Annotated in this window: 18 protein-coding genes; 9 read left to right on the plus strand and 9 right to left on the minus strand. The window is 69.0% G+C overall.

The annotated features are described in order from the left end of the window. Positions 1-554: 554 nt before the first annotated feature. The 4 genes from NE236_RS18080 to NE236_RS18095 all read right to left on the minus strand — a co-directional run bounded on the left by NE236_RS18080 (position 555) and on the right by NE236_RS18095 (position 6,442). Positions 555-2,066, minus strand: a complete 1,512-nt coding sequence (locus NE236_RS18080) for an alpha-L-arabinofuranosidase B (protein ID WP_252843187.1) — start codon at positions 2,064-2,066, stop codon at positions 555-557. 781 nt (positions 2,067-2,847) lie between these two features. Further along, on the minus strand, positions 2,848-5,139 hold the full coding sequence (locus NE236_RS18085; RefSeq protein WP_252843188.1) for an alpha/beta hydrolase family protein: 2,292 nt from the start codon (positions 5,137-5,139) through the stop codon (positions 2,848-2,850). Positions 5,140-5,152: 13 nt separating this feature from the next. Then, positions 5,153-5,755: a hypothetical protein gene (locus NE236_RS18090; RefSeq protein WP_252843189.1), complete on the minus strand. Its 603-nt coding sequence runs from the start codon at positions 5,753-5,755 to the stop codon at positions 5,153-5,155. Between the two features lie 150 nt (positions 5,756-5,905). Further along, positions 5,906-6,442 (minus strand): ABC transporter ATP-binding protein, encoded by a 537-nt coding sequence (locus NE236_RS18095; protein WP_289850575.1) that lies wholly within the window; start codon positions 6,440-6,442, stop codon positions 5,906-5,908. A 67-nt stretch (positions 6,443-6,509) separates the two neighbouring features. On the opposite strand from NE236_RS18095, the gene NE236_RS18100 reads away from it, so the two are divergent. Both NE236_RS18100 and NE236_RS18105 read left to right on the plus strand, forming a co-directional pair. Continuing rightward, on the plus strand, positions 6,510-6,809 hold the full coding sequence (locus NE236_RS18100; RefSeq protein ID WP_252843191.1) for a PadR family transcriptional regulator: 300 nt from the start codon (positions 6,510-6,512) through the stop codon (positions 6,807-6,809). An 11-nt stretch (positions 6,810-6,820) separates the two neighbouring features. Beyond that, positions 6,821-7,588 carry a hypothetical protein gene (locus NE236_RS18105; RefSeq protein WP_252843192.1) on the plus strand — a complete coding sequence of 256 codons (768 nt, stop codon included), beginning with the start codon at positions 6,821-6,823 and terminating at the stop codon, positions 7,586-7,588. A 59-nt stretch (positions 7,589-7,647) separates the two neighbouring features. Here NE236_RS18105 and NE236_RS18110 read toward each other — a convergent pair whose 3' ends face one another. Then, on the minus strand, positions 7,648-8,253 hold the full coding sequence (locus tag NE236_RS18110) for a TetR/AcrR family transcriptional regulator (RefSeq protein WP_289850576.1): 606 nt from the start codon (positions 8,251-8,253) through the stop codon (positions 7,648-7,650). Between the two features lie 57 nt (positions 8,254-8,310). Here NE236_RS18110 and NE236_RS18120 point away from each other — a divergent pair, with 57 nt between their 5' ends. Further along, complete coding sequence (locus NE236_RS18120; RefSeq protein WP_252843193.1) at positions 8,311-9,222, plus strand: SDR family oxidoreductase; 912 nt, start codon at positions 8,311-8,313, stop codon at positions 9,220-9,222. Between the two features lie 141 nt (positions 9,223-9,363). On the opposite strand, the gene NE236_RS18125 is transcribed toward NE236_RS18120, so the two are convergent. Beyond that, positions 9,364-13,245, minus strand: coding sequence for an eCIS core domain-containing protein (locus tag NE236_RS18125; protein ID WP_252843194.1), 3,882 nt, complete (start codon positions 13,243-13,245; stop codon positions 9,364-9,366). A gap of 135 nt (positions 13,246-13,380) precedes the next feature. On the opposite strand from NE236_RS18125, the gene NE236_RS18130 reads away from it, so the two are divergent. Continuing rightward, the gene (locus NE236_RS18130) at positions 13,381-16,212 is read left to right on the plus strand and encodes a helix-turn-helix transcriptional regulator (RefSeq protein WP_252843195.1); all 2,832 of its coding nucleotides are present in this window, start codon (positions 13,381-13,383) and stop codon (positions 16,210-16,212) included. Between the two features lie 86 nt (positions 16,213-16,298). Here NE236_RS18130 and NE236_RS18135 read toward each other — a convergent pair whose 3' ends face one another. Continuing rightward, positions 16,299-16,730, minus strand: a complete 432-nt coding sequence (locus NE236_RS18135; RefSeq protein ID WP_252843196.1) for a hypothetical protein — start codon at positions 16,728-16,730, stop codon at positions 16,299-16,301. Between the two features lie 91 nt (positions 16,731-16,821). Here NE236_RS18135 and NE236_RS18140 point away from each other — a divergent pair, with 91 nt between their 5' ends. The 4 genes from NE236_RS18140 to NE236_RS18150 all read left to right on the plus strand — a co-directional run bounded on the left by NE236_RS18140 (position 16,822) and on the right by NE236_RS18150 (position 19,934). Then, entirely contained in the window at positions 16,822-17,421 is a 600-nt protein-coding gene (locus tag NE236_RS18140) for a TetR/AcrR family transcriptional regulator (RefSeq protein WP_252843197.1), read from the plus strand. 199 nt (positions 17,422-17,620) lie between these two features. Beyond that, positions 17,621-18,094: an SRPBCC domain-containing protein gene (locus NE236_RS18145; protein WP_252843198.1), complete on the plus strand. Its 474-nt coding sequence runs from the start codon at positions 17,621-17,623 to the stop codon at positions 18,092-18,094. A gap of 918 nt (positions 18,095-19,012) precedes the next feature. Then, complete coding sequence (locus tag NE236_RS45080; protein ID WP_372494380.1) at positions 19,013-19,246, plus strand: transposase; 234 nt, start codon at positions 19,013-19,015, stop codon at positions 19,244-19,246. Positions 19,247-19,268: 22 nt separating this feature from the next. Further along, positions 19,269-19,934: a nitroreductase gene (locus NE236_RS18150; protein WP_252843199.1), complete on the plus strand. Its 666-nt coding sequence runs from the start codon at positions 19,269-19,271 to the stop codon at positions 19,932-19,934. A gap of 175 nt (positions 19,935-20,109) precedes the next feature. Here the strand turns inward: NE236_RS18150 and NE236_RS18155 are convergent, their stop codons facing one another. After that, the gene (locus NE236_RS18155) at positions 20,110-21,057 is read right to left on the minus strand and encodes an RNA polymerase sigma-70 factor (RefSeq protein ID WP_252843200.1); all 948 of its coding nucleotides are present in this window, start codon (positions 21,055-21,057) and stop codon (positions 20,110-20,112) included. Between the two features lie 296 nt (positions 21,058-21,353). Between NE236_RS18155 and NE236_RS18160 the strand changes: the two genes are divergently transcribed. Continuing rightward, on the plus strand, positions 21,354-22,109 hold the full coding sequence (locus NE236_RS18160) for an SDR family oxidoreductase (RefSeq protein WP_252843201.1): 756 nt from the start codon (positions 21,354-21,356) through the stop codon (positions 22,107-22,109). Between the two features lie 733 nt (positions 22,110-22,842). On the opposite strand, the gene NE236_RS18165 is transcribed toward NE236_RS18160, so the two are convergent. Beyond that, positions 22,843-24,231 carry a carboxypeptidase regulatory-like domain-containing protein gene (locus tag NE236_RS18165; RefSeq protein WP_252843202.1) on the minus strand — a complete coding sequence of 463 codons (1,389 nt, stop codon included), beginning with the start codon at positions 24,229-24,231 and terminating at the stop codon, positions 22,843-22,845. Positions 24,232-24,233 lie beyond the last annotated feature (2 nt).

Here is a 24,233-nt window from a genome sequence, read left to right on the forward strand (position 1 = left end):
CTCCCGCCGTACTTTCTGAGCGCCTAGGACGGCGCGCTTCACCCCCCGGCCCGCTCGGTCATGGCCGTCAGTGCCCCCAAGACCGCTTCGGTTTGCGGGAGGGGAGGTACCTTTTCAGGGTCACGTGCATTGGCGACCCACCGTGCGTGAGCAGCGATTTCCAGGGCCCCTGCCCTATGCTCGCGGCTCGCCATAGCGAGCGCTTCCGCCTTCGCCGCCACTGCCTCGAAGTGCTGCTTGAGCGACATCGTGGCCGCCTCTCGGTTGACGTGAACGTTAGCGGCTGTTGCCGTCACCACTGTTACTGTCCGCAGGGTCTTGTTTTGCGCCAGCAGCGTGCCAACCGACTGACGTCGCCCTGAGTAGCGCTGAAGCCGACATCCCCCGCCGTGGTGGACGCCCACCGCCGAAGCCCTCTCACCGGGGAATTTCGTGATCATCGAGAGTGACTAATAAAAGAAGTGAGCCTTCCCGGCCCGGTGGGGCGGCCTGGGGGAGAACGGCGGGGAGCCGCCCCCGTGGACCGGGGGCGGCTCCGCTCAGGTCGCCGGCGGCTATGCCCAGGGCTGTTCGACGGCCCAGCTCACGTCGTCGGCCCAGGACGTGGAGCTGTCGAAGTCGTGCGAGCCGCCGTTGCCGGCGATGTAGACGGTGTTGTTGTAGTGGCGGATGTACCGGTCCGGGTAGTTGTAGGAGGCGAGCGAGGTGCCCTGGCCGCTCTTGCCGGCCTGCGGGCAGAAGGTGGCGTCCGCGGCGAACAGGGAGCTGCCGTCGTTGTGCTGCCGGTACACCTGGTAGTTCTGGTGCCGCAGGTAGTCGCCGGGGTAGTTCTTCGACTCGAAGGACACGCAGGAGCTGTTGGCCAGGCCGCCGTGCACGATCCACGTGGCGTCGTCCTTGTCGAGAGACGAGCTCGACGAGGTGATCACCGACGTGATGGCTTGGTCGTTCTGGTGACGGATGTAGCGGTCGGTGCAGCAGGACGTCGTCGCGCGCAGCGAGACCGACGAGCCGGGGGTGAGCGTTCCGCCCGTGCCGCCACCGCTCGACGTCGAGTATCCGGCGGCGACGACGCCGGCCTGTACCGCGTTCTCGGTGGCGTCCGACGGATAGCCGGAGGTCATCACGCCTTCGTAGAAGGTACCGGCGGAACTCTTGCTGTTGTCGCCGCCGATTCCGAGGATGATGGCCCCCTCCTTGTGCATCGGGTTGTAGCCCGAGACGTTGGGGCGTACGCCGTTGTAGAAGGTCGACAGGCTGCCGGACTGCGCGTTGCCGCCGCGGATGGCCCAGTGGTTCGGCTCGCCCTTGACGATGGCGGTCAGGTACCGGTAGTTGACCGTCGGGTCGTTCGCGTTGTAACCCGCGTTCACGCCGGAGAACAGGCCGTTCTCGAGGTCGGCCATGACCCAGGGGCCGTTGCCCGATCCGTAACCCCAGACCTTGATGTTTCCGAAGTAAATGGCTTCCATGTGGCCGTTGCCGGTGTCGTTGCTGCTCGTCTCGGCGTTGCCGTAGTCGAAGCAGCAGCCGCCGTTGTAGTGCGTGCCGTCGAAGACCGCGTACATCCCTTCTGGTTGGTCTCCGGTCGCGATGCCCGAGGTGTGGTTGTTGCGGTAGCCGGTGCCGGGAGCCACGTAGACGCCGTAGGCCTTGTGGCCGTTGATCGTGGTAGGCGCCGCGGTCGCATTCGCGAGGTTGTCAGGACCGCCGGCCGCCCCGCCCCCGGGTGCCTGGGTGAGGTGGTTACCGCGACCGGACTGGTCGTAAATGATGGTGATGAGGCAGGTCGTGCCGGAACAGAACGAATCCTGCGTGGCGGCGTTGGCGTATCCGCCGGCGCTCAGCACGCCGATGTCCCGGGTGGCGTTGTCCGAGGAGCGGCGCACCTGGTAAAGCGCCCCGTTGTAGGAGGCGTACAGGGCGCGGGTCGTGCTGTGCGCCGCCACGCACGGCGTGCCGCCGGCCGCGTAGATGTCACACGGCTGCGACGTCGCGGCACGTGACGGCGTGGAGACGCCGGCCAGCAGGCCGACGGCGAGCGCGACCGCCGCGCCCGCCGACATCAGTGCTTTTCGGGTGCGAGGAAGTCGTGACAGAACATTCATGATGAGCCTCTCGTCCGCTTTCAGGCAGGAGCAGCCTGAAAGCGGCACCATCAAGAGTCGAGCGTCGAATCGAAATTGGATCGGTCCTCTTTGCCGAGGCTTATTAACACCGTCTTCGCTAGTGTTCCGCCGAAGCAATCGAGCCTGACCGGCCTGCTCAGTGCGCGCGATCGTCGGGTGCGAGGGTGTGCGTGGTCGCCACCGTCCGATGTCGGCAGCAGGACGACATTCATCTACGGCGCTCGGCTGCGCATTTTTCCGTCTCCTCCAGGACTCCGCCATTCAATGTTCGGTATATCGAACAATATTCGGAAGCGGTCGCCTGGACGTTAAGACGCCTGTTACGGCCTGTCAACGGCCTTTCATCGATTACTTGACGGACTGCCCGACCAGAGCGTCAACACCCTCTGTCGGCGAACCGGCGATGACCAGGCCTCGATGCGGACCCGGCGCACGCCGGCGGGCCGCCGGCCACCGGTCCGTAGCGCGTCAGGAAGGCTCTCGGCGGCCGGTGTCCGTACGTAGTCGCGGGCCGGCTGGTGCCCGGTGATGAGCGCGGGGCATGAGTGCCATGGCCCGGCTCCGACCCGCCAGTTGCCATGGCGTGCTCGCAGTCACCGAGCTCGGCTTGGTATGCCTCGTCCATCTTTTGAACAGAAAACTGGTTGAGCTGGAGTTTTGAGGTCGCCGATGCCTGCGGAGCCGTCCTTGGGGATCAACTTCACCTCACCGCCGGCGTTCACCGTCTCGTTGGCTGGATTTGTACCTGCGGGTAGGGCGAGGTCTGTCCGGTGAGGAGCGGTTCGGGGCTGTTGCGCAGGGTGTGGTCGACGAACGCGCTCAGGTAGGCGTTGGTGATCTGGAGCCCGAGGTCGCCGTCGATCGTGCCCAGCGCGAGCAGGTAGCGGATGGGGGCGGCCAGGTAGTAGGCGGCGTAGTCGGTGAAGTTGAAGTGCCGGGCTCCTTCGATCTGGTAACGCCAGGCGGGTCCGGTGCCGGCGGTGAGCATCGCGCGGGCCGTGGCGAGGTCGGAGCGGTTCGCGGTATCGGTGGGCCGGCAGATTCCGGTCACGCAGGAGTCCTGGGCGGCGGTAATCATCATGGGCTTGTTCAGGCCGGTGCGCGCGACCGGTCCGTACTGAGTGCCGTCGAGGTCGGCAGCGCCCGCGCAGTGCGGGTCGGTGCGGCACGCTTCCAATGCGGCCGCGCCGCCGAAGGAATGGCCGACATAGGCGGTGCGCATCGCGTCGACGCGTCCGGCGAACCGGCCGGTCAGGCCGAGCCGCGCGACCTGGACGGCGGCGAAGCGTGCGTCGGCGGCCCAGATGCCGGCGAGCCGGTCACCGGCCTGGGTGGCGCCGGCGGTGTGCAGGTCGGCGCCGTCGAACGCCGGGTTGCCGGAGGTGGTCGCGTGTACCGGATGGCCGTGCAGAACGGTCACGTTCGCGCTGTAGGTGGGGGTGACGCCGGCGACGAGGTAGCCGTGGCTCGCCAGGTTCTCAGCCAGCGTGGTGTACTGCGGCGCGGCGAACCCGAGGCCCGGTAGGAGCACGACGACCGGGAAGCGGCCGCCGGCCGGTGGGACGTCCTCCAGAGCGTGTGTCCGGACGGCGGCGAAGCCGGTCTCGCCCAGCCCCGGCAGGCTTGGCAGATGCAGTCGGTTCCAGGCACCCGGGGCGTACGGCGCGCGGCGGCCACGGGCGCCGGGCACTGCGGGGTACCACACCCACACGGACAGGTCCCGAGCGTTCCCGGGTGCGGGGGCGAGCGGATCGGCGCGGGTGTGGTCGGTCCAGTCGAATATCGTGCGGCCGACGTGGTACGGACCTGTCGGGGCGGGCAGTATGACCGGTTGCGCGTGCAGTGTTGCCGCGGCGGCGACGTAACCGGTGCTCACGACCACCAGCGCGGTCGCGGTCGCCGCGATCGATTTGACCGTACGGCGCGCCCACATGCGCCATCCTCGCGGGGTTTCGCGCCGCCCGGCCGGTCGGCTGAGGATCAGGACGGTCCCGAAGACGACCAGTGTGGTGGTGGCCGCGCCGGTGAAGGTGATCGTGGTCAGCGTGACCCGTTCGGGCAGCCGGCCCCCGCCTCCGAGCATCGGCCGGATGCTGCCGCGCAGCACCGCGGACGTGGGCAGGGCCAGCGCCCCGGCGACGGCGGTGATCCGGGCCGAGCGGCGTGCTCTGCCCGGGCGCGCGGACGGCATTTCATCATTCGCTTGCGGTACGACGACCCGTAGCGCCTTGTTGCAGACCATGAACAGGGCGAAGAACCCGCCCGCGCCGATCGCGGTCGCGGTGGCGAACAACAGTGGGTCGGTCCAGTGCTCGCCGAGCGTCTCCCCAATGCTGAGCAGGAGTCCGGTGACCAGGGCGGCCGCCGCCGCGAGCATCACGACGTGCCGCCGGGCGAATCTGATCACGTCGTCACGGCCCAGCACGCCGGCGAGCCGACGTCCGGTACGGGGAAGGGGTGTTGCCGCCGCCTCGGTCAGGGCCGGGAGGTCGTCCAGCCAGTCGCCCTCCGGCCCGCGAGCGTCGCGGGGTGGCAGCCGGCGGAACGCCCGCCGCTGCGTCAGCAGTCCTGCTGCCACCGCCGCGGTGAGGGGGACCAGCGCTGCGATGAGCCAGGGCGTGCCGTGGTTCCATAGCCGGTGGTCGGCCCGTACGGTGACCGCGAGCCAGTCGGTGAGGACCGTGGCGGCGACCAGCAGGGTGCACACGAGCGCGGCCCGCAGCAGCTGCGCGACCCGGAACACCGGCTGGCAGCCGCCTCCGCGCAGCAGCCGAGCGCGCGCCACCGTCAGCACGGCCAGCGCCGGAACGATGAACTGGGTGAACGACACGACACCGTCGTAGGGGTCGTCCTGCCAGGGGCTACCCGCGCGAACGGCGTGGACCTGGGTCGTGAGGAAGGCGAACACTGTGAAGACCGCCGCCCCCGCGACGGATACCCACAACGCCGTCACCGCGGCCGATTGTGCCCGGTGCCCGACCGGGAGGACCGTCATTTCGGAGTTTGTCAAGATCGTGACCTTTTTAGCTGTTGATGTCCCGGCGCAGGAAGAAGACCAGCGCGGCCGTGTCAAGCAGGACAAGCGGGAGGGTGGCATGGAACACGGCTTCGGCCGTCGTGCCGCCCGGGGCGACGTGCCCGAGGGTGAGATTGCGCAGGACAGAGCCCGGCAGCCACCTGTCGAGTTGCGCGGAGCGGCCCTGCAGGACGGCTTCGGCGGGCAGGATCCAGCCGAGGGTCACGGTCAGGGCGACGGGCACCGACCGGGTCATGACTCCCACTGCATGCCCGAAGACCGTGAGGGCCGCGCAGGCCATGGCGAGCTGCGCCGTCGCGGTCGCCATGGCGCCGACGGAGGGAACACGGCCGAACGCTCCGCTGACCAGGTAGGCGCCCAGCCCCATGATGATGGCGCTGCCCACCGCGACAGTGAGCGAGGCGGCGAGCTTTCCCAGGAACACCGGGCCTCGCGACCGGGTGGAGATGATCCACGGGCGGATGGTCCCGGTGCTGAAGTCGCCGGCCGTGATGGTCGCAGCCCGGCCCATGAACAGGGTCGCGTTGAAGATGGCGGCCTGGCGGAACCCCCACAACGGCGGCTCGTGCTGTGGCCCGGCGTTCGACATGCTGAAGATGGCCAGGCAGAGGCAGAGCAGCAGCAGGCAGCCAGTGGCTCGGCCGGCGGAACGGAGCAGTTCGGGGGACCTGCCCCTCGTGCAGCACGGTGAGGGTGTCGGCGACCCCTTCGAGCTCCCGGAGCATGTGCGTCGACACGATCACGCGGTGCCGCGGTCGGCGATGCGCCGGATCATCACGCGCAGGTGAGCGGTGGCCTCGGGATCAAGGGCGTTGGTCGGCTCGTCCAGCAGAAGGGCGGCGGGCGATCCCAACAGCGCTACGGCGATGGCAACTCGCTGCCGGTAGCCCTGGGACAGGGCACGGATACGGCGTGACATGACGTGCTCGATCCGGGTCAGCGCTGCGACGGATGCGACGTCGTCCGGGTCCGCGCCGGTGAGGATGCGATGAATCCGCAGGTTGTGGCGCACCGTCAACCCGGTGAACAGCGCAGGAGCCTCGATCATCGCGGACAGCGGGCGCTGCCCCTGCTCGGCCGGCACCGTGACCGAACCCTGCGTCGGCTTGATCAGGCCGGTCATGATGCGCATGAGGGTTGATTTGCCGGCGCCGTTGAGGCCGACCAGCGCTGTCACCTCGCCGCGCCGGGGCGACCAGGAGACCGAGCGGACGGCGCTCGCGGATCTGAACTTCTTGGTCACGTCAGTCACGACCACAGGTGCTTCGTCGTTCATGGCCGCCGATAGTACACACAACGTAGTACTTGTTGCGTAGTAATGTGGGCGGCGAGAGGAGGTGCTGATGCAAGCGAACGACGCTCAGACGCTGGTGCTGTGCGTACTGGCCGAAGGGCCGCTGCACGGTTACGCCATCAACACCGCGATCGAGGAGCTGACCGGGCGGCGGCTGGGGCCCGGCAGTCTGTATGGGGCCCTGACCCGTCTGGAGACCAAAGGGCTGATCGAGTCACTCGACGAGAGCGGCCGCCAGCGTCCGGTCCGGCTGACCCCCCAGGGCCGTCACGTCCTGGAACGGGAGCTGCGGGCCATGGAGCGCGTCGCCGCCGCGGGCCTGCGCAACCTCGGGGCGCGTCCGGCGTGAACATCGCTCGGATGCTGGTCAGGCTCTACCCGGCCGCCTTCCGGAGCCGGTGGGGTCCGGCCCTGGAACACGAGATACGGGCCGGCGGGTGGAGAGCCTGGCCCAACCTGCTGGCGGGGATCGCCGACATGTGGCTGCACCCGGTGGTCTGGCCCGCCGAGTCCCGCGCGCAGCGCTGCCGACGGGCCGCGACGATGGCGGTCGCGGTCTCGGCCGTCTGCTGGTTCGTCACGCACGCGGTCATGGAGTTGCACGCTCCACTGTCGGCGAGGATCGCCGGATCCTGGCCGATGAGCGTCTGCAGCCTCCTGATGCTCCTCGGACTCGCCCTCGTCGCACCTCGTCCCCGCATGACCCGCATCGCCATGATCGCGGTGGTTCGCTGCGCTGCGGCCCGATTCGCCGTCCCGGTCACGCTCGGCGCGGGCGCGGTGGTCTGCGTTCACACCGGCGCGTCCGCCGCCGCACCGACGCCGCTGCGACCGGCGCTGTTCGCCTGCTGGTGGACCGCGCTGGCGCTCGCAGCGATCCAAAGTTGCCGGATTATCGCAGCTCTCGGTCAGGCCGTGGTCGTGCCACCCCGCCCCGGAAACCTACGGCTCGGCCTGTGGATCCTGGCGGCCGCAGTGACCGCGCCCGGTCCCATTCTCCTCCGCGCTTCCACGACCAACGGGCACCTCGACCTGCTGTCCGCCGTGTCGGGTGCCGGACTACTCGTCTTGGCGCCGGCGTTCGCCGGAACCCTTCGCGACGTTCGTCACCTGACACCGGCCGACTGAGCGACACCCCATAGCGCCCCACGCCCGGTCGCATGTTTCCCTCACGACTCGGCGGTCGTTCAGTCCGGTGCCTCGGAACGTCTCGCGGCGAGCAGCAGCTGGATCACTTGATTCAGAGTGGCCTCGGGAGCGTAGGCGGCGGGATCCAGCGTGGAGTGCAGGACGAATCCGTCACCGGCCGCGATGATCAGGGAGGCCATCGGCTCCGGATCCACCCACGCGGCGATGTAGCCGCTCTCACGCAGTTCGCGGATGCTCGTCGCGAGTGCGTCGCGGAGTTCGGCCAGCAGGCCGACGACCTGGTTGCGGACGGTCTCGTCGCGTGACGCGGTCGCCAGGGCCTCGATATAGGCGGGGAAATGCTCGCGTGCCTGGTCGAGGGCCTCCTGGAGGGCGAGTACGGTGCCGAAGAGACGGCCCAGCGGGTCGTCCGCGACGCCGGTCAGGGCGGTGCGGGCCGGCTCGATCCAGGTCCGGACGGCGTGGACCAGCGCCTGAGCCACGAGCTCGTCCTTGGAACCGAAGTGGTACGTGATCGCCTGAAGGTTCACTCCCGCCGCCGAGGCGATTTGGCGGGATGTCGCTCGTGCGGCGCCGTGGCTGCGGAGCACGTCAAGGGTGGCTTCGAGCAGGCGGCGGCGGGTCAGGTCTTGGCGCTCATTCATACGTATGTATGATTTGAGTGGTGGCCGCTGGTGGAGCGCCCACGGAAGGGATCGGTCATGAGCCAGATGGATCTTGTGACGGGTGCGTACGGATACTCCGGAACCTACCTCAGGCAGCGGCTCGAGACGGCGGGCCACACGGTCCGCACACTGACGAACCACCCGACGCCGGACGCCGACATCGAGGTGTTCCCTCTCGACTTCGGCGACCCGGAGGCATTGGCGGAGGCATTCGACGGCGTCACGACGTTCTACAACACCTACTGGTCCCGATACGCGCCGGCGGGCACCAGCCATCTGGACGCGGTCACCAATACCGCGACCCTGCTCGAGGCCGCTGCCCGAATGGGGGTCGAGCGGGTCGTGCACCTGAGCATCACCAATCCGGATTCGGCCTCTTTCTACACCTACTACCAGGGCAAAGCGGCGGTCGAGGATCTCGTCACGGCCAGCGGCATGTCCCACGCCATCGTCCGGCCGAGCGTGATCTTCGGCGGAGACGACATTCTGATCAACAACATCGCGTGGTTGCTGCGGCGGTTCCCCATGTTCGCCATTCCCGGGACGGGCCGGTACCGGCTGCGCCCGGTGCAGGTTCAGGATCTCGCCGACCTGTGCGTACGCCTGGGGGCGGAGCGGACGAACACGGTCACCGACGCGATCGGCCCCGAGTCGTTCGGTTTCGAGGACCTGGTCGGCACGATCGCCCAGGCCATCGGAGTCCCGTTCCGGCCGGTGCATCTCCCGGCGGCTGCCGTGTCCGTGCTACTACGCGGATTGTCGATGCTGACCCGGGACGTCGTGCTCACGCGGGACGAGATCGAGGGGCTCATGGCAGAACTCGTCATGGTCGATGGCGAGGCCACCTGCCCCACGCTGCTGACCGGTTACCTGCACGAGAACGCCGGCCAGATCGGCCGCCGCTACCAGTCGGAACTCGCCCGCCGCAAGACTCCCGCGCGCCGCTGACCGCAGGGCACTCGACTCTTAATGACGTTCAAGCTGCGGCGTCAGGCCGCGGTTGTGGTGGCCGTCCCGCGCTGATCAACTGACCGGCCGGCGACCCCGGGAGCTTCGAACAGGGAAGGAGGCCGCCGGCCGTGAGGGAGGTCAGGAATCCTTGATCACGAACACGTTGAGGTCGTATGCGTTGTCCTGGGTGAGGGCGACCGAACGGATCGGGGCCGGTGCCTTGTCGAAGTCGGCGATCCAGCTGCCGTACCAGCCATCTGGGAACTGGGCCGTGTGCTGGAGGACGCCGTCCGCGCTGACGCCGAAGACCTCGAGGTTGCCCTGCGGTCCGGGGCGCAGCGCGACCGACTTCATGAGCGGGGCGTTCCACGGACTCGGGATCCAGTGATCCTGCCAGCCGTTCAGCGACAGTTCGGTGAGGTGGAGGACGCCGTCCGTGCCGACGCCGAAGACTTCGAGGTTCCCGCCCGGCCTGCGCCGCGCCGCGACGGAGCGGAGCGCGGGCGCGTTACAGAAGCCGGGCGTCCAGAAGTCCTGCCACCACCCCTCCTTCGCCTTGCAGGTGTGGTGGAGCGTGCCGTCGGTGCCGATGCCGAACACCTCGAGGTTGAGCTGGGGCCCGTAGGCTCCGGTCACCGACCGCAGCGGGGGCGCGTTGTCGAAGTTGATCGTCCAGTCGCCGGACCAGCCCGACGCCGACCCCGCGGTGTGGTGGAGCACGCCGCTCGCGTCGATGGCCAGCAGGTCGATGTCGCTGGACGGCCCGGTCGCCAGGTAGACCGACTGCACGCCCGCCGGTGCGCCGGCGAACCGCGTCCAGTTCCCCTGCCAGCCGTCGGTCGTGAGGCAGGTGTGGTGCAGCACCCCGTCGACGCCGACGCCGAATACCTCCAGCGTGTTCCAGGGACTGATGATCGCCTTGACCGCCACCAGCGGAGGGGCTCCGGTGAAGTTCGCCGTCCACTCCTCCTGCCACCACCCCTCCTTCGCCTTGCAGGTGTGGTAGAGCGTGCCGTCGGTCGTGCAGGCGAACGTCTCGAGGTTGCCCTGCGGGCCGACCACCATCTCCATCGTTCGTACGTCCGCAGGGGCCTTCACGGGCCGTATCCACTCTCCCTGCCAGCCGCCCAGGGTGAGGACGTCGCGGTGCACCGTGCCGCCGCCCGGCCATGAGTCGTTGACGATGATCTTGTAGGCGTACCCGTGCACACCGCTGTACAGATAGGTGCCGTCGGTCGCCAGCCGGGTCTGGTAGTCGCCGCCGATCCCCGTGACGAGGGTCAGCAGCAGGCTGTGCGTCCTGCCTCCGGCGACCGGGTCCAGCTGACAGACGTATCCGTTGGACCCGGCGAACAGCCTGCCGTCGTCCACGAGCACGTCGACGGGGTCGTAGGCGAGCCCCATCATCGCGGTGTACCAGTAGTTCTTCTTCGTCCAGGTGCCGTCGATGGGCCACCCGTAGACGTAACCGTGCACGCCCGCGAAGAGGCGCGTGCCGTCGGTCGCCAGCCGGGTCTCGTAGTCGCCGGCGCCGAACTTGTCGGGAAGGAGCATCTCCTGTTTCCGGCCTCGGCCGGCCAGGTCCATCTCGTAGGCGTATCCGTTGGAACCGGCGAACAACCGGCCTCCCGCGAAGAGCACGTCGACGCTGTGCCAATCCTCCACGCCGGTGTACCACGTGGCCCCGTCCCATGTGCCGTCGATGGCCACCGAGTACACGTAGCCGTACAGCCCGACGAACAGGTGGGCGCCGTCGGTGGCGAGCCGGGTCTCGATTCCGACCCAGGAGAGCCGCAACGCGTGGACGACGGTCCCGGTCTCCGGGGCGATCTGGTAGACCCAGCCGTTCGACCCCGCGAACAGACGGCCGTTGTCGTACAGCAGGGTGACCGGGTGGGAACCGGCCCCCTCCAGCGGTATCCGCCGCGGGCTCGCCCAGTCGCCCGCCGGCGACACGACGTACACGCAGCCGTTCACGCCGACGAACAGCGACGTGCCGTCGGTCGCCAACTCGACGTCGCCGCCGTCCGGGTCGAGCTGCAGCGGGGGACGCACGGGCGCTCTGCCTTCGGCGTCCAGCGCGTACAGCCGGCCGTTCGCTCCGGCGTACAGGACGCCGTCGTGGAAGAGGGGGTGTACGGCCGGGTAGTCGTCGCCCTCACCGGCCCGCCGGTACCAGACGTTCGCGAAGACCTGGTCCTGGGAGACGATGCCCAGCCGGGGGCTGGAATACCGGATCGCCGTGATATCGGTCTTGATGGTGGGAAAGAGGTCCTGGCAGAGCTTCTTCTGGCCGTACGCCCAGGTGGCCAGGTCCGTCACGGTGTCCGGGTCGTCCCCCACACGTGTCGGGAAATGCCGGAAGATCTGCTCGACCGTGATCGACGTCTTCCCGGTCGTGACGATCTCGATCAACGCCTGCCGTGACAGTTGCGCGGCCGTGCTGGTCTCCGTCGCGCCGTTCGCGCCGGTCGGCTTGCTCAGCAGGGTGTTGTCGCCCCAGATCTGGTACGGGCCGGGGCTCTCCTTCGAGGACGCCCACAGCGACGCGCCGTTGAAATGGTCGTGCACGGTGGCCGAGGCCATCTGCGAGATGGCGCCGGCCAGGAACGTCAGGTAGTTCTGGTAGGCGTCCGCGGTCGATGCCTTCCCGTACGCGACCACGCCGCTGCCGGCGATGCGGCCGGGGATCGAGCCGATCTCCTGGACGGTCTGGGGGTCGTTGCAGAACCTGCCGCCGGACCAGGGGTCGTCGTACAGGCCAGGGTCGACCAGGCCCGGCTGTATCGCCTGCGTCATGTTCTGAACGACGTCCCAGTCCACCGGCTGGTAATCCTCGTTGCCGGGCAGAGCCGCGAACTCCAGGAACCACTGCATGACCAGCGTCTTGTTGATCAGATGCCCCGCCGCGAACGAGTCCTGGAGGAAATGGTCGGCGTAGCCGTGGTAGACCCACGCCATGCGCTCGAGTTCGGCGTTCTTCTCCTCGAAGGAGCGGCGCGCGTAGTCGCGCGCGATGATGTGCGACGTCTGCCACCGGTACCAGGTGTACGGCGCGAAATGGCAGGCGTTGCGGGCCAGCAGCCCGCTGTAGTGCGCGGTTCCCTGGACGCCGAGCCCGCTCGTCAGCTCGTCGAGCCCGAGCGACTCCAGCAGGCTCTCCAGCAGTTCGACCGGGAGCGACTTGGTGACCGCATCGTCGAAGGCCTGGTGCGGGTTCTTGCCGCCCAGAACCTCGCTGAGCCTGTTGTAGCCCTCCTGCCGGATGCTCTGCAGGATCCTGGTCAGAATCTTCGGATCGACCGAGTCCAGGGCGGCCGCGTCGGACAGGTAGTCGGGCAACGCGTTGAGCTCCCCGTACGTCACCCACTGCTTGTCCGGTCCCAGCTGAACGGCCCTGACCCCGGGGAAGACCTCCTGGAGCTTGTCAGGTTTCACGTTCGGCTGGTGCTGCCACAGCTCGAGGAGTTTGAGCTGGGTGCCCAGAACCTTCTTGCGCTCGGCCTCGGTCCCCCACACCGCCCGCACGTCCGAGGTGTCCATGTCCCCGAGGAACCGGTGCTCGAACGACAGGTGCCGCTGGACCAGGCCGGACAGGCCGGGGCGCACCCGTACGGCCTCCGGCCGGCGGGCGGGCGATCCGGCCAGCACCCGATCGGCCCAGCGGTCGGCCTCGGCCTCGCGGGGGTCCGCCGCGGCACCGACGGCCGGGCCGTCCAGCACCGCGGGACCCGCCGCCCCGGCGGCCTGCTGCACCACGTGCGCCGCCTCATGGGCCAGCAGATGGAGGCCCGCGCGCGTGCCGGGCCGGTACGCCCCGGAGCGGAAGTACAGGTGGGAGCCGCACGCGAAGGCGTCGGCCCCCAGTCTCCGCGCCAGGCGGTCCACGGCCGGTCCCGTGTGGACGCGCACGGCGGACAGGTCCGCGCCCAGACCTCGCTCCAGAACGGCCCGCGCCGTCGTGGGCAGCTCATGCCCGGCGTCCGTGACGGCTTCGATGTCCTTGCCGATCGATCTCATCGGCCCTCCCCGTATCCCCTGTGTGCCGCATGGCGCGATGTGTGCGCCCTCATGCGATGAACCCGCTCATATTCGCCATCAGCGCCGGAAAACGCCTCAGAGGGCCCCCCTGAAATTTCGCTATGCTCGTGGACGATGCCCCCCAAATCGGACCCTGCGCCGTCCGGTGACGGTGCCCTCGTGGAACGCGAGGACGAGCTGGGGGTCCTGTACGGCGTCATTCGAAGTGCGCTGCGGGGCGTCGGCGGCGTGGCGGTCATCACCGGGCCGCCCGGCACGGGCAAGACCGCGTTACTGCGCGCCGTACGCGCGTACGGCCGGCGATCCGGCCTGCGCGATCTGCACGGCCGGGGCCGCGAACTCGAACGAGACGTCGGTTTCGGCGTCGCGGCGGGCATGTTCGGGCCCGCCGTTCGAGCCATGCCGCCCGACGCGCGGCGGCGCCTGCTCGCGGGGCTGCCCGGCGCACTGCTCGACGTGCTGCGACCGGTCATGGCCGAGGGCACGGCGCACACCCCTGACCAGATCGTGCTCGGCCTGTACTGGCTGACGGCGACGCTGTGCCAGCCGGACGACGAGCACGGTCCGCCCGGCCCCCTGCTGCTCACCGTGGACGACGCCCACTGGTCCGACGCCGGGACGCTGCGGTTCCTGTGCCACCTCGCCGACCATGTGGACGAACTGCCGGTCGCCATCGTGGCGACCGCCCGTACCACCGGCCGGTCCTGGCTCGACCGGCTCGCCGCGCATCCGAACGGCGTCGCCGTCACTCCCGGGGCGCTCAGCGACCGGGCGGTCGGGCTGTTCGTCGAACATCGTTTCCCGGGCGCGCATCCGAACTTCTCGCGCGCCTGCGCGCGAGCGACCGGCGGAAACCCGTTCCTGCTGGTCGAGTTACTACAGTCGCTGGAGGCGGACGGCGTGGCCCCGACGCGGGCGTCGGCCGACGCGATCGCCGGGATCGTTCCTCACGCGGTGCTGCGGTCCGTGCTCGCCCGGCTGAGCCGGCTGCCCGATGAGGCACGACGGCTCGCCCGCGCGGTCGCGGTCCTCCGCGACGACGTGCCCCTGACACGCGCGGCGGCCCTGGCCGGCATCGACCTGGAGACGGCCGAACGGGCCGCCGACGCGCTGGCCGGGGCGCACTTCCTGCGCCCGGGAGCGCCGCTCTCCTTCGTCCACCCGCTCATCGCCGGCGCGGTCTACTCCGACCTGCCGCGCTTCGCCCGGGCACGGGCGCATCGGCAGGCCGCCGACCTGCTGGCGGCCGATGGCGAACCGGCGGACGCCGTCGCCGGGCACCTGCTGCACACCGAGCCGATCGGCGACCAGCGAACAGTGGCCACGCTCGAGGCCGCAGCCGCGCGGGCGTCCGCCCGCGGTGACCCGGCCGCCGCGGCCAGGATGCTCCGGCGTGCCATCGCCGAGCCGCCGGACCGCCCGCGGCAGGCCGGGCTTCGGACCGAACTCGCTCTCGTCCAGCTCCGCAGTGGTGATCCCGACGCCGCGCGCAACGGCCGGGCGGCGCTCGACAGCGCGTCGTCTCCCGCCACACGCTCCCGGGCACACGACGTTCTCGCGCAGATCCTCATCGCGCAGGGCGAACACGAGGAGGCCGGCGCCCACAGCGCCAAGGCGCTCGACCTGCTGGAGGAGGGCGGCTGGGCATGGCAGGACGTCCTGGCCCGGCATCTCACCGCGACGGCGTTCCAGCCGGGGCGCTCGCCGGAGGTCAGGGCCCGGCTGGGACCGCTCCTCGCGCAGGCGAGGGCCGGCCGTCCGCCCGACCACGCCGGGCTTCGCACGCACCTGGCCCTGCACCTCGCCCTGAGCGGCGCTGCCGCGCGGGAGGTCGTCGAGCACGCCGTCGCCGTCGTCGCCGAGAGCAACGGCTCACTCGCCGGTCTGCTCGTCCACGCGCTGCTCATCGTCGACGAGGTCCCGACGGCGGAGAAGATCGCCGATGAGGCACTCGCGGCGGCGCGCCGGCAGGGGTCCGTCATCGCGTACGCGAACGCCAGCTTCCATCGTGCCCTCTGCCGGTACGCGCGCGGCGCGCTGGCGGACGCGCGGGCCGACCTGGAACAGCTGCGCACCGTCGAAACGACCGGCGGCCACGGGGCCGCGGGCTGGGTCGGCACGCTGCTCGCGCACCTGGGTCTGGAGACGGGTGACCTGAAGGCCGCGCGAGCGGGGCTCCGGCTCGCGCGGCGAGCCCCCGAGGACAGCATGGAGGGCGCGCTCGCGCTCGGCGCCTCGGCCCGGCTGCTGCTGGCGGACGGGCATGCGGACGCCGCGACCTCGGCGGCGCTGCGCGCCGGCAGCTCGCTCGCGGAAAGGTTCGACGTCGACCACCCCGGGCTCCTGGCCTGGCGCTCCCTGGCGGCGGTGGCCGCGCACACCGCGGGGCGGTACGAACACGCCAGGCGCCTGGCCGCCGAAGAGATCGGCCGCGCCGAGACCCTCGGTCTCACCCGGCCGCTGGGTGTGGCCCTGCACGCCGCGGGCCTGGTGGCACCCGCGTCGTCCGCGATACCACTGCTGCGGCGGGCCGCCGAGACGCTCGCCGGATCCCCGGCGGTGACCGAACACGCACGCGCGCTCATCTCGCTCGGCGGCGCCCTGCGCCATGCCGGCCATCTGAACGAGGCCCGGAACTCGCTTCGCCGGGGGCTGGCCCTGGCGGATCAGATCGGCGCCGGTCCCCTCGCCGACCGCGCCCTCGAAGAACTCCTCGGCTGCGGGGCCCGGCCGCGCCGCGCCGCGATCACCGGCCAGGCGGCCCTCACGCCGGCCGAACGCCGGGTCGCCGATCTGGCGGCCGCCGGGCACACGAACCGCCAGATCGCCCAAGCGCTGTTCGTCACCGCCAAGACGGTCGAAACGCACCTCACCCACGTGTACCGGAAACTCCAGATCACCGATCGGACCAGTCTGGCCACCGCGCTGACCCGGCCGCTCGCCTGACGGGCCCGCCACGGCAGCCGCTGCCCGGCTCGGCCGTGGGATTTCCACCGAGCGAGCACGCTGACGGGCTGCGGCCGGTCACGCGGTCACGAATCGGCGGGCTCGGCCGGGACGGGTTCGGGGCCGGTGAGGTGGGCCTGGGCGTACTTGCGGAACGCGGCGACCAGGCGACTGCGGTCGTTGGCGCGGGTGGCCAGCACGACGTGAGCCGGATCGACACCGTCCAACGGAATCGAGGTGAGGTCGGGGCGCAGGGCCCTGAGGTTGTGGCCGGCGGAGATGGCCACGGCCTCCCCGGAGGCGACGAGTTCGAACTTGTCCTCGAGGGCGTCGATGACGGGACCGTCGGGCGCGGGGCGACCGTCGGGGCGCGGATCGATGCGCCAGTAGGCGCTCCACGCCGGGTCAGCGGCGGCGACCCGGACCTGGATCTGCCCCGGTCCAGGTCGCGGCACTGGCACGTCCGCCATCTCGTAATGCTCGGGTGGTCCATAGCCGGTCGCGATTACAGCCTTCATGTATCCCTCCAGAAGCGGACCGTGCGGTCATGTTATGGCGAGGGAAGTTAGCAATAAACGGACCGCGCGGTCAACTTGCTAAGCTGCGGACGTGCCCTCGACCCGTCCACTGCGCGCCGATGCGGCACGTAACCGTGCGCTGCTGCTTGCGGCGGCCGCAGACGAGTTCGCCGAGCGAGGTCTGGACGCCTCAGTCGCCGACATCGCCCGCCGGGCCGGTGTCGGAAAGGGCACCGTGTTCCGCCACTTCGCTACCAAGGACGACCTGATCGCCGCGATCGTCCTCGACCGGATCAACGCGCTCAACGCCGTCGGCGAACAACTGCTCGAAGCGGCGGATCCGGGTACCGCGCTGCTGGAGTTCCTGACCGCCGCCGCGCGACAGCGACAACAACGCGACCTGTCGTTCCTGCAAGAGGCCGGCGAACTCAACGCCGAGGTGACTCAGGCCCGCACGAAGATGTTCCGGACCATACACACGCTGCTCGACCGGGCTCGCGAGCACGGCGCCGTGCGAGCCGACGTCACCGGTACAGACATCATCCTGCTGATGTGCGCGCCGAACTACGTCACCAGTTACGTGTCAGAGGCCTCGCCAGACCTGTGGCAGCGATACCTCGCCATCATCTTCGATGGCCTGCGCCCCGAAGGCGCCCACCCGCTGCCCCAACCGCCACCTGCAGTTTCTTGACGGCCACTCCTCCACGCCATCGCCGCCATACATCGCGGCATTCTCATACACACTTTTCTGCCGCGATGACGTCAGCCGACTCCATACATACTGTTCGCCGCAGCGCGCGCCGCAATCGCCGATGTTGAGCAACCGCGTCCTCTTGCGGAACCAGCGCGTTCACCAAAGCTTAAATTGCCGAGGCGATATGCTCACTCCCATGTATTCGACGCAGGTCTCGCAGCACGTCAGGGCTTCGCGGCCAGCCGTCTATCAGGCGCTTCTGGACGCGGACGCCATCGTGAAGTGGCGGGTGCCGGCGGGCATGAGCAGTCACGTGCACGAATTTGATGCCCGCGAAGGTGGAGCGTTCCGCATTTCGCTCACCTATGACGCGCCGGGTGACGCTGGCAAGTCGACGCCACATACCGACACCTACCAAGGTCACTTCCTGAAGCTCGTGCCGAACGAGCAGGTGGTCGAGGTTTTCGAGTTTGAGACCGCAGACCCCGCGCTTCGCGGCACGATGACGATGACGACCACGCTCACTGATGCAGACGGCGGCACTGATGTCCTCGTCGTGCATGAAGGGATTCCCGACGGTGTGCCCGCCGTCGACAACGAGACGGGCACGCGTATGGCGCTGGCAAACCTTGCCCAGCTCGTTGAGGGGCTCCGTGGATCACCTGGCTGAACCATCCGCCGCCGAGAGGACGGCATCTCGTATCCGGCCCTGCTGCGTGGCCGTGAGACCGGCGGTGGGTCAACTCGGGATCCCCGTAGCATTCGCGCGGAAAACAACGGATTAACCTGGGTTTCCGGCAGCCTTGAGTGGGGTCGCCACCTGGCGGCCAACGCATCATCGGGGACGGCAGGGCTGATGCGTTCTCATGGAGTGAGACGGCATAGCCGGAGTGCGTCGGCGGGGTGGCTGCGGTAGTGCGGGGCGGGCCAGGCTGATTGGCGCCGTCCACCGATATGCCCTGCACCCGGCTGGGCGGCTCGGGCTCGGGTGGGTCTTTGGGCATCGGGTCACGGTGGTCGGCCACCAACGCCGTGGGGGAACCCGCGTGTTTCCACGGTGTTCTACTCAGACGAGAAAATTATCGTCTCAGCGGACGGCGGTAAACGCAGTGACGTGCCGTCGGCGCCCAATACATGGATGTGCCTCCCAAATGGGTGATTCATTCGGGGGTCATCACCGAAGCTCATGACCATGCGCCCGTCCGTACGGCGCCACCGGGCGACCGCCCCATCAGACATCAGATCTCAACAGTCTCACCAGCCGAGAACGCATCAGCCCTGTTGGGGACGGTCTCCCCAGAGGAGCACCGAGATAATCAGACCGGCCAGCCCGTGACCGATCGTGAGCAGCAACAGCAAGGACGCCACGAGTCCAGCGCAGGGGCGCGGACAGCAAGAACGCGACGGCCATCCACTCGCAGACGAACCAGCGGTCAACCTTCGCAGGCTTTCTTCCGAGGTGTTCGTGGACCTTCCGGCCGGGACAGCCGGACGTGTCCAATCCGACCAAGCCTTCTCAGCCGCTGGTCTCGGCCGTGAGCCGCCCCGGGCTGGTTGGAGGCCCTGATACCTGGAGAGTCGAGGGGCTATGGCACCCTCGAGGAAGTACTCCGCTGAGCTGCGCGAACGTGCCGTCCGGACGGTGTTCGAACTGCGTGAACAGACGGGTGAGAAGACCGGGACGATCGCCCGGGTCGCCGAGCGGCTCGGGGTCGATCGCGAGGCGTCGCGTACCTGGGCGCGCCAGGCCGAGGTGGATGGAGGGGGAAGCACCCCTGTCACATATTTCGGTCCCCGACTGTCAATTGGGTGGACACATTGAGCAGATAGGGAGGTAAGCGATCTTGGACGTCTATGAGGCGGTCACGACCCGACGGGCGGTGCGCGGATTCACCGACCGGTATGTCCCGAGGGAGGTGCTTGAGCGCGTGCTGTCCGCCGCGGCTTGGGCGCCGTCCGGATCGAATCTCCAGCCGTGGCACGCCTACGTGCTGACCGGTGGGCCGCTGGCCGAGCTCAAGAAGCGGGCCGGCGAGCGCCTGGCCGCAAGTGATCCCTGGGACGAGCGGGAGTACGAGATGTACCCGCCCGCGCTGAAGTCCCCGTACTGCGAGCGCCGATCCGCCTTCGGCAAGGAGCGCTACAGCGCACTCGGTATTTCGCGCGAGGACTGGGAGGCACGCCAGCGGGCCGCTTCCGCGAACTGGGACTGTTTCGGCGCGCCCGCCGCCCTGTTCTGCTACATCGACCGCGACATGGGCCCGCCCCAATGGTCCGACGTCGGCATGTATCTGCAGACCGTCATGTTGCTGCTCCGCGCCGAAGGGCTGCACAGTTGCCCACAGATGGCGTGGTCGGTGTATCGCAGGACCGTCGCGGAGGTCCTGTCACCCCCGGACGGGCTCATCCTCTTCTGTGGCATGTCGATCGGGTTCGAGGACGTCACGGTGGATTACGCCCGTACGGGCCGGGCGCCGCTCGACGAGACGGTCACGTTCGTCGATGGCTAGTACGGGGTTAGTACTGCAATCGCATGTGGCGTGACGGGGTGGGTTGATGCTCGTTGGTGGCAGGTCGGCCGGCTCCGCCCGGACGGTATCCAGCGCCTGCTCAACCTTTCCCGACTGGGACGAGAACACGGTCCATCCGGGCCGGGCAGCCCGGATCGACGCGGCCGTCCGTCGCTTACGGCGGGGGCGTAGGTCCCTCTGATGCGACATCGCGGGTACTTGTGCGTCCACGCGAGCGTGCGAATGCTTCGAGTTTCGCTGGGTTCATTATCCACTGGAGCGTGTGGATGCCTTCTGGCAGGGCTTCGATGGTCAGTAGTGCGATGTGGGTGCCGTTGCGGGAGATCAGGATGCCGGGGCGTGTGTTCGTCTCCACCCATTGCACGTCTGTGCCTGGCCAGAAGCGTGGTCCGAAGGCGGCGATGAACTTGGCCACGCGGGTGGGGCCGACCACGGGGATCCTTGCGGCTCCCTTGATGCCGTTGCCGTCGGTGTAGCTGATGACGTCTGCGGCGAAGAGGTCTTCGAGGGCGGTGACGTCGCCTGCGCGGGCGGCGGCGAGGAACACTTCGAGGAGTCGTCGGTGCTCGGCGGTGTCGACGGGTTCGCGTCGTCGGGTGGACAGGTGTTTGCGGGCGCGGCTGACGATTTGGCGGGTGTTGACGGTGCTGAGTTGGAGGATGTCTGCGATCTGGGCGTAGGGGTAGTCGAAGGCTTCACGGAGGATGTAGGCCGCGCGTTCGGTGGGGTTGAGTTTTTCCAGTAGGAGCAGGACGGCGAGTTCGACTGCCTCTGCGCGTTCGGCTCCTGCTGCCGGGTCGGCGCTGGTGTCGAGGGGTTCGGGTAGCCAGGGCCCGATGTAGGTCTCGCGTCGTGCTTTGGCGGACTGGGCGACGTTGATGGCCAGGCGGGTGGTGGTCTGGGCGAGGAATGCCGCGGGGGCGATCACGACGGTGCGGTCGGTTTTCTGCCAGCGTAGCCAGACCTCTTGGAGGATGTCCTCGGCCTCCGCCACGCTTCCGAGCATGCGGTAGGCGATGCCGAACAGGCGTGGGCGTAGTTCCAGGAAGGTAGAGGTGGCCTGGTCGAGGCTGCTGTCTTTTTCCGGGTGTTCTGCGCGCATGCGTGCCTGTCTGATGCCGTCTGTTGCTGTTTCCCCAGCTTACCGAGGTCACGGCGCCGGGTCTGATTTGAGGCAGGCCGCGGCGGGGGCCGGTAGTCGGAGTTGTCGGCCGCGGCGGGTACGCCGGCGGCGAGGACCAGTACACCGGCCGGCTGCACGATGGCCAGGAGCAGCTCGAGTGGGCTGGAGGTGTGTGACGAGTGATTTTCGTCGGGGCTGTCACAGGTGGTGGGGTTGTCTTGTCCTAGCTGGTGACCGGGCGGCAGAACGACCCCCGGCGTATAGAAGGGCATGGCATGAAGTTCGTGGTCGTCGGTGGCACCGGTCTCATCGGGTCCAAGGTCGTGAGGAGTCTGCGCGAGCGCGGTCATGAGGCGGTGGCGGCGGCGCCGAGCACCGGTGTGAACACTCTCACCGGTGAGGGGCTGGCCGAGGTCCTGGCCGGTGCGTCGGTGGTGGTCGACGTGTCGAACTCCCCGTCGTTCGAGGACGCCCCGGTGCTGGAGTTCTTCGTGACCTCCACCCGTAACCTGCTGACGGCTGAGGCGGCCGCCGGTGTCGGGCATCACGTGGCGTTGTCGGTGGTGGGGACCGAGCGGTTGCCTGAGAGCGGCTATCTGCGGGCCAAGGTCGCGCAGGAGACGCTGATCGAGGGTTCGTCGATCCCGTTCTCGATCGTGCACGCGACGCAGTTCTTCGAGTTCGTCCGCGGCATCGCCGACGGCAGCACCGATGGCGGTACGGTCCGGATGGCTCCGGTGTCCTTCCAGCCCATGGCGAGTGATGATGTGGCCCGGGTGGTCGGTGAGGTCGCGGTGGGGACACCGCTGAACGGCAGAGTGGAGACCGGTGGCCCGGAGCGGTTCCGGATGGATGTGTTCTTCCGGGACACCTTGGCCGCCTGGAACGATCCGCGTGAGGTGGTCACCGACCCGCACGCCCGCTACTTCGGCACCGAGCTGAGCGAACGGTCTTTGGTGCCGGGCGATGACGCGATTCTCGGCAAGATCCGCTACAGCGACTGGCCGGGCCGCATCCCCACCGGCGAGTAGCGACCCTTCCGCACGGAGATCCTCACGTCCGACAGTACGCAGAAGACCAGATCGACCGCGTGGCAGACGGCGCTGACCACGCTGCAGGAGGCCGTACCGCCCTTCATTCCCACCGGAGCGCACGCGATGACCGTGGTAATCGAATTCCCGCCGTCGATACACCCGGTTCATCTCCGATCGGTGCGCGTCCGAAGAATCGGTCGCTCCCGGCGCTTGTGACTGATCGCCGTCGATGACTGAGATCGCCCGAGGTACAGGGGCCAAGGCGGCCGGCTCCCGGCGATCCGCCGGCTCCCGGCGATCCGCCGGCTCCCGGCGATCCGCCGGGTACCGGCCGGGCCGCCGCCGATCGACCGCACACCCGCCGCGATCGGCGTTATCCAGGACGGCCGCGCGCGCCGCGATCATGACGAGGACCAACCAGGACGGGCCTGACAATGGGGTACAGCCCGGACGCCGCCCGGTGATCCGCACCGGCCGCGGCGACATGGATCGACCGGTCCCGAGCCGCGAGGGGCGGCCTCGGGACCGGTCGAATCTTCGTCTCCGAGTCACCACGAGTCACCCGGCTCTCTCCGGCCGGCCCCGGGGGAGCGGGCGCGATCTCCCTCCTCCGGCGGCACGTCACTCTCCGCCAAGTGCCGTCGAAGGATTACGCCAAGCACGAACGCGCCGTGCCCGGCCGCCCGGCCGCCCGGAACGTCCCTCTGTGGTCATGGGCGATCGTGGTCGCTCAGTGGCTGCTCGTCTGTCCCGCAACGTCCCGTCGGAGAGGCGTCAGGATGAAGTCCTGGTTCACGGGTGCGGCTGTGTCGAGTAGCAGGCGTGTGGCGGTCGGCTGCCGGCCGGGGGCGCCGGCGACAACGACGGCGAAACCTTCGTGGAAGCCGGTGGCTGCGTACTCGCCGTTCTGGTCCGTACGGGTATGGAGGAGTTGGCGGCCGTGCGAGTCGGTGACCGTGATCGTGATGCCCGGTAGTGGTTCTCCGGCAGGGCCGCTGACTCTCCCGGTCAGCATCGGCGGTTGCTCGCCGAAATGCTGCCGACGCGGCGGGAGGGCGACCGGCTCGGGGAGCTCCGCGGTGGGATCTTCCGCAGGGGGCATGGGGACGTATTCCGTTATGCCTGCCTGTGCCTCGCGTACGAGCTGGCGTAGTTGCTTGACGTACCCGAGCACGATGAGAGCGGCGCCGAACGCGATCCAGGCGCAGAGTACCGCCGTAGGCCGGCCCAGTTGCTGGTCGTCGAAGTAATTGACGTTGCGCAGGGCATCGGCGGCATTGCCCATCGGCAGGACGGGGTGGAGGAAGCGGAAAAAGCCCGGGAGCAGGTCGACGGAGACGGTGAGGCCGCTGGAGGGCACGCTGAGCATGATGAACAGCGTGACGGCGGCCCCTGGGAAGAGCGGGCCGAGAAAGGCCACGAGACCGTAGGTGGTCAGTGACACGGACTGCGTCAGCAGGAACAGGTACAGCAGGGCAAGCGGGTGCTGCGGGATCGCATCCATCCCATAGGCGGCCGTGAAATAGCAGGCGAGGGCGGCGACGGCGCCGCCTCCAACGATCGTGGCCACATGTTTTCGACGGTTGAAGCCCACCGCGCGCTGCATGGCGGCCACCAGGAAGTAGGCGGGGAGAGTGCAGGCCATCAGCAGGTAGAACGGGCTGGTGCCCAGGGTGTCTCCCGGCCTGGTCGGGACCAGTTCCTGGAAGTCGAGGGTGGCACCGGTCTTCTGGGCCGCAGAGGTGAAGACCTGGCGAATGATCGACTCCATGGGGGCGCCGTCCGCCTTGGCGGCGTACAGCTGCGGATGGTGCGGAGTCGGCGCGAATGCCGCCACCGCGTCGTTGTTCAGGACGGCAGAACGTGCCTCGGCCGCGGAGTCGACCGACTGGAGGGTGAATCCGTCCGGGATCGCGGTGTCGAGTTGCTGCTGCAGCTGCGCTGTCATGGCCGGCGAAGCGGCGACCGCGACCTTGATGTGGTGCGGCGTCGGGTGATGGAAGGCCGGCAGGAAGGAGTAGAGCAGTCCGGCCAGGAAGATCGCGGGGAGCCAGAGCCCCATCACGAGTGTCCGCACGGTGCCGCCGGCACGTGTCGTCTTTGCATGCGCAGATGCCATGC

Source organism: Actinoallomurus purpureus (assembly GCF_024055795.1).
GTDB classification, from domain to species: Bacteria; Actinomycetota; Actinomycetes; order Streptosporangiales; family Streptosporangiaceae; genus Actinoallomurus; species Actinoallomurus purpureus.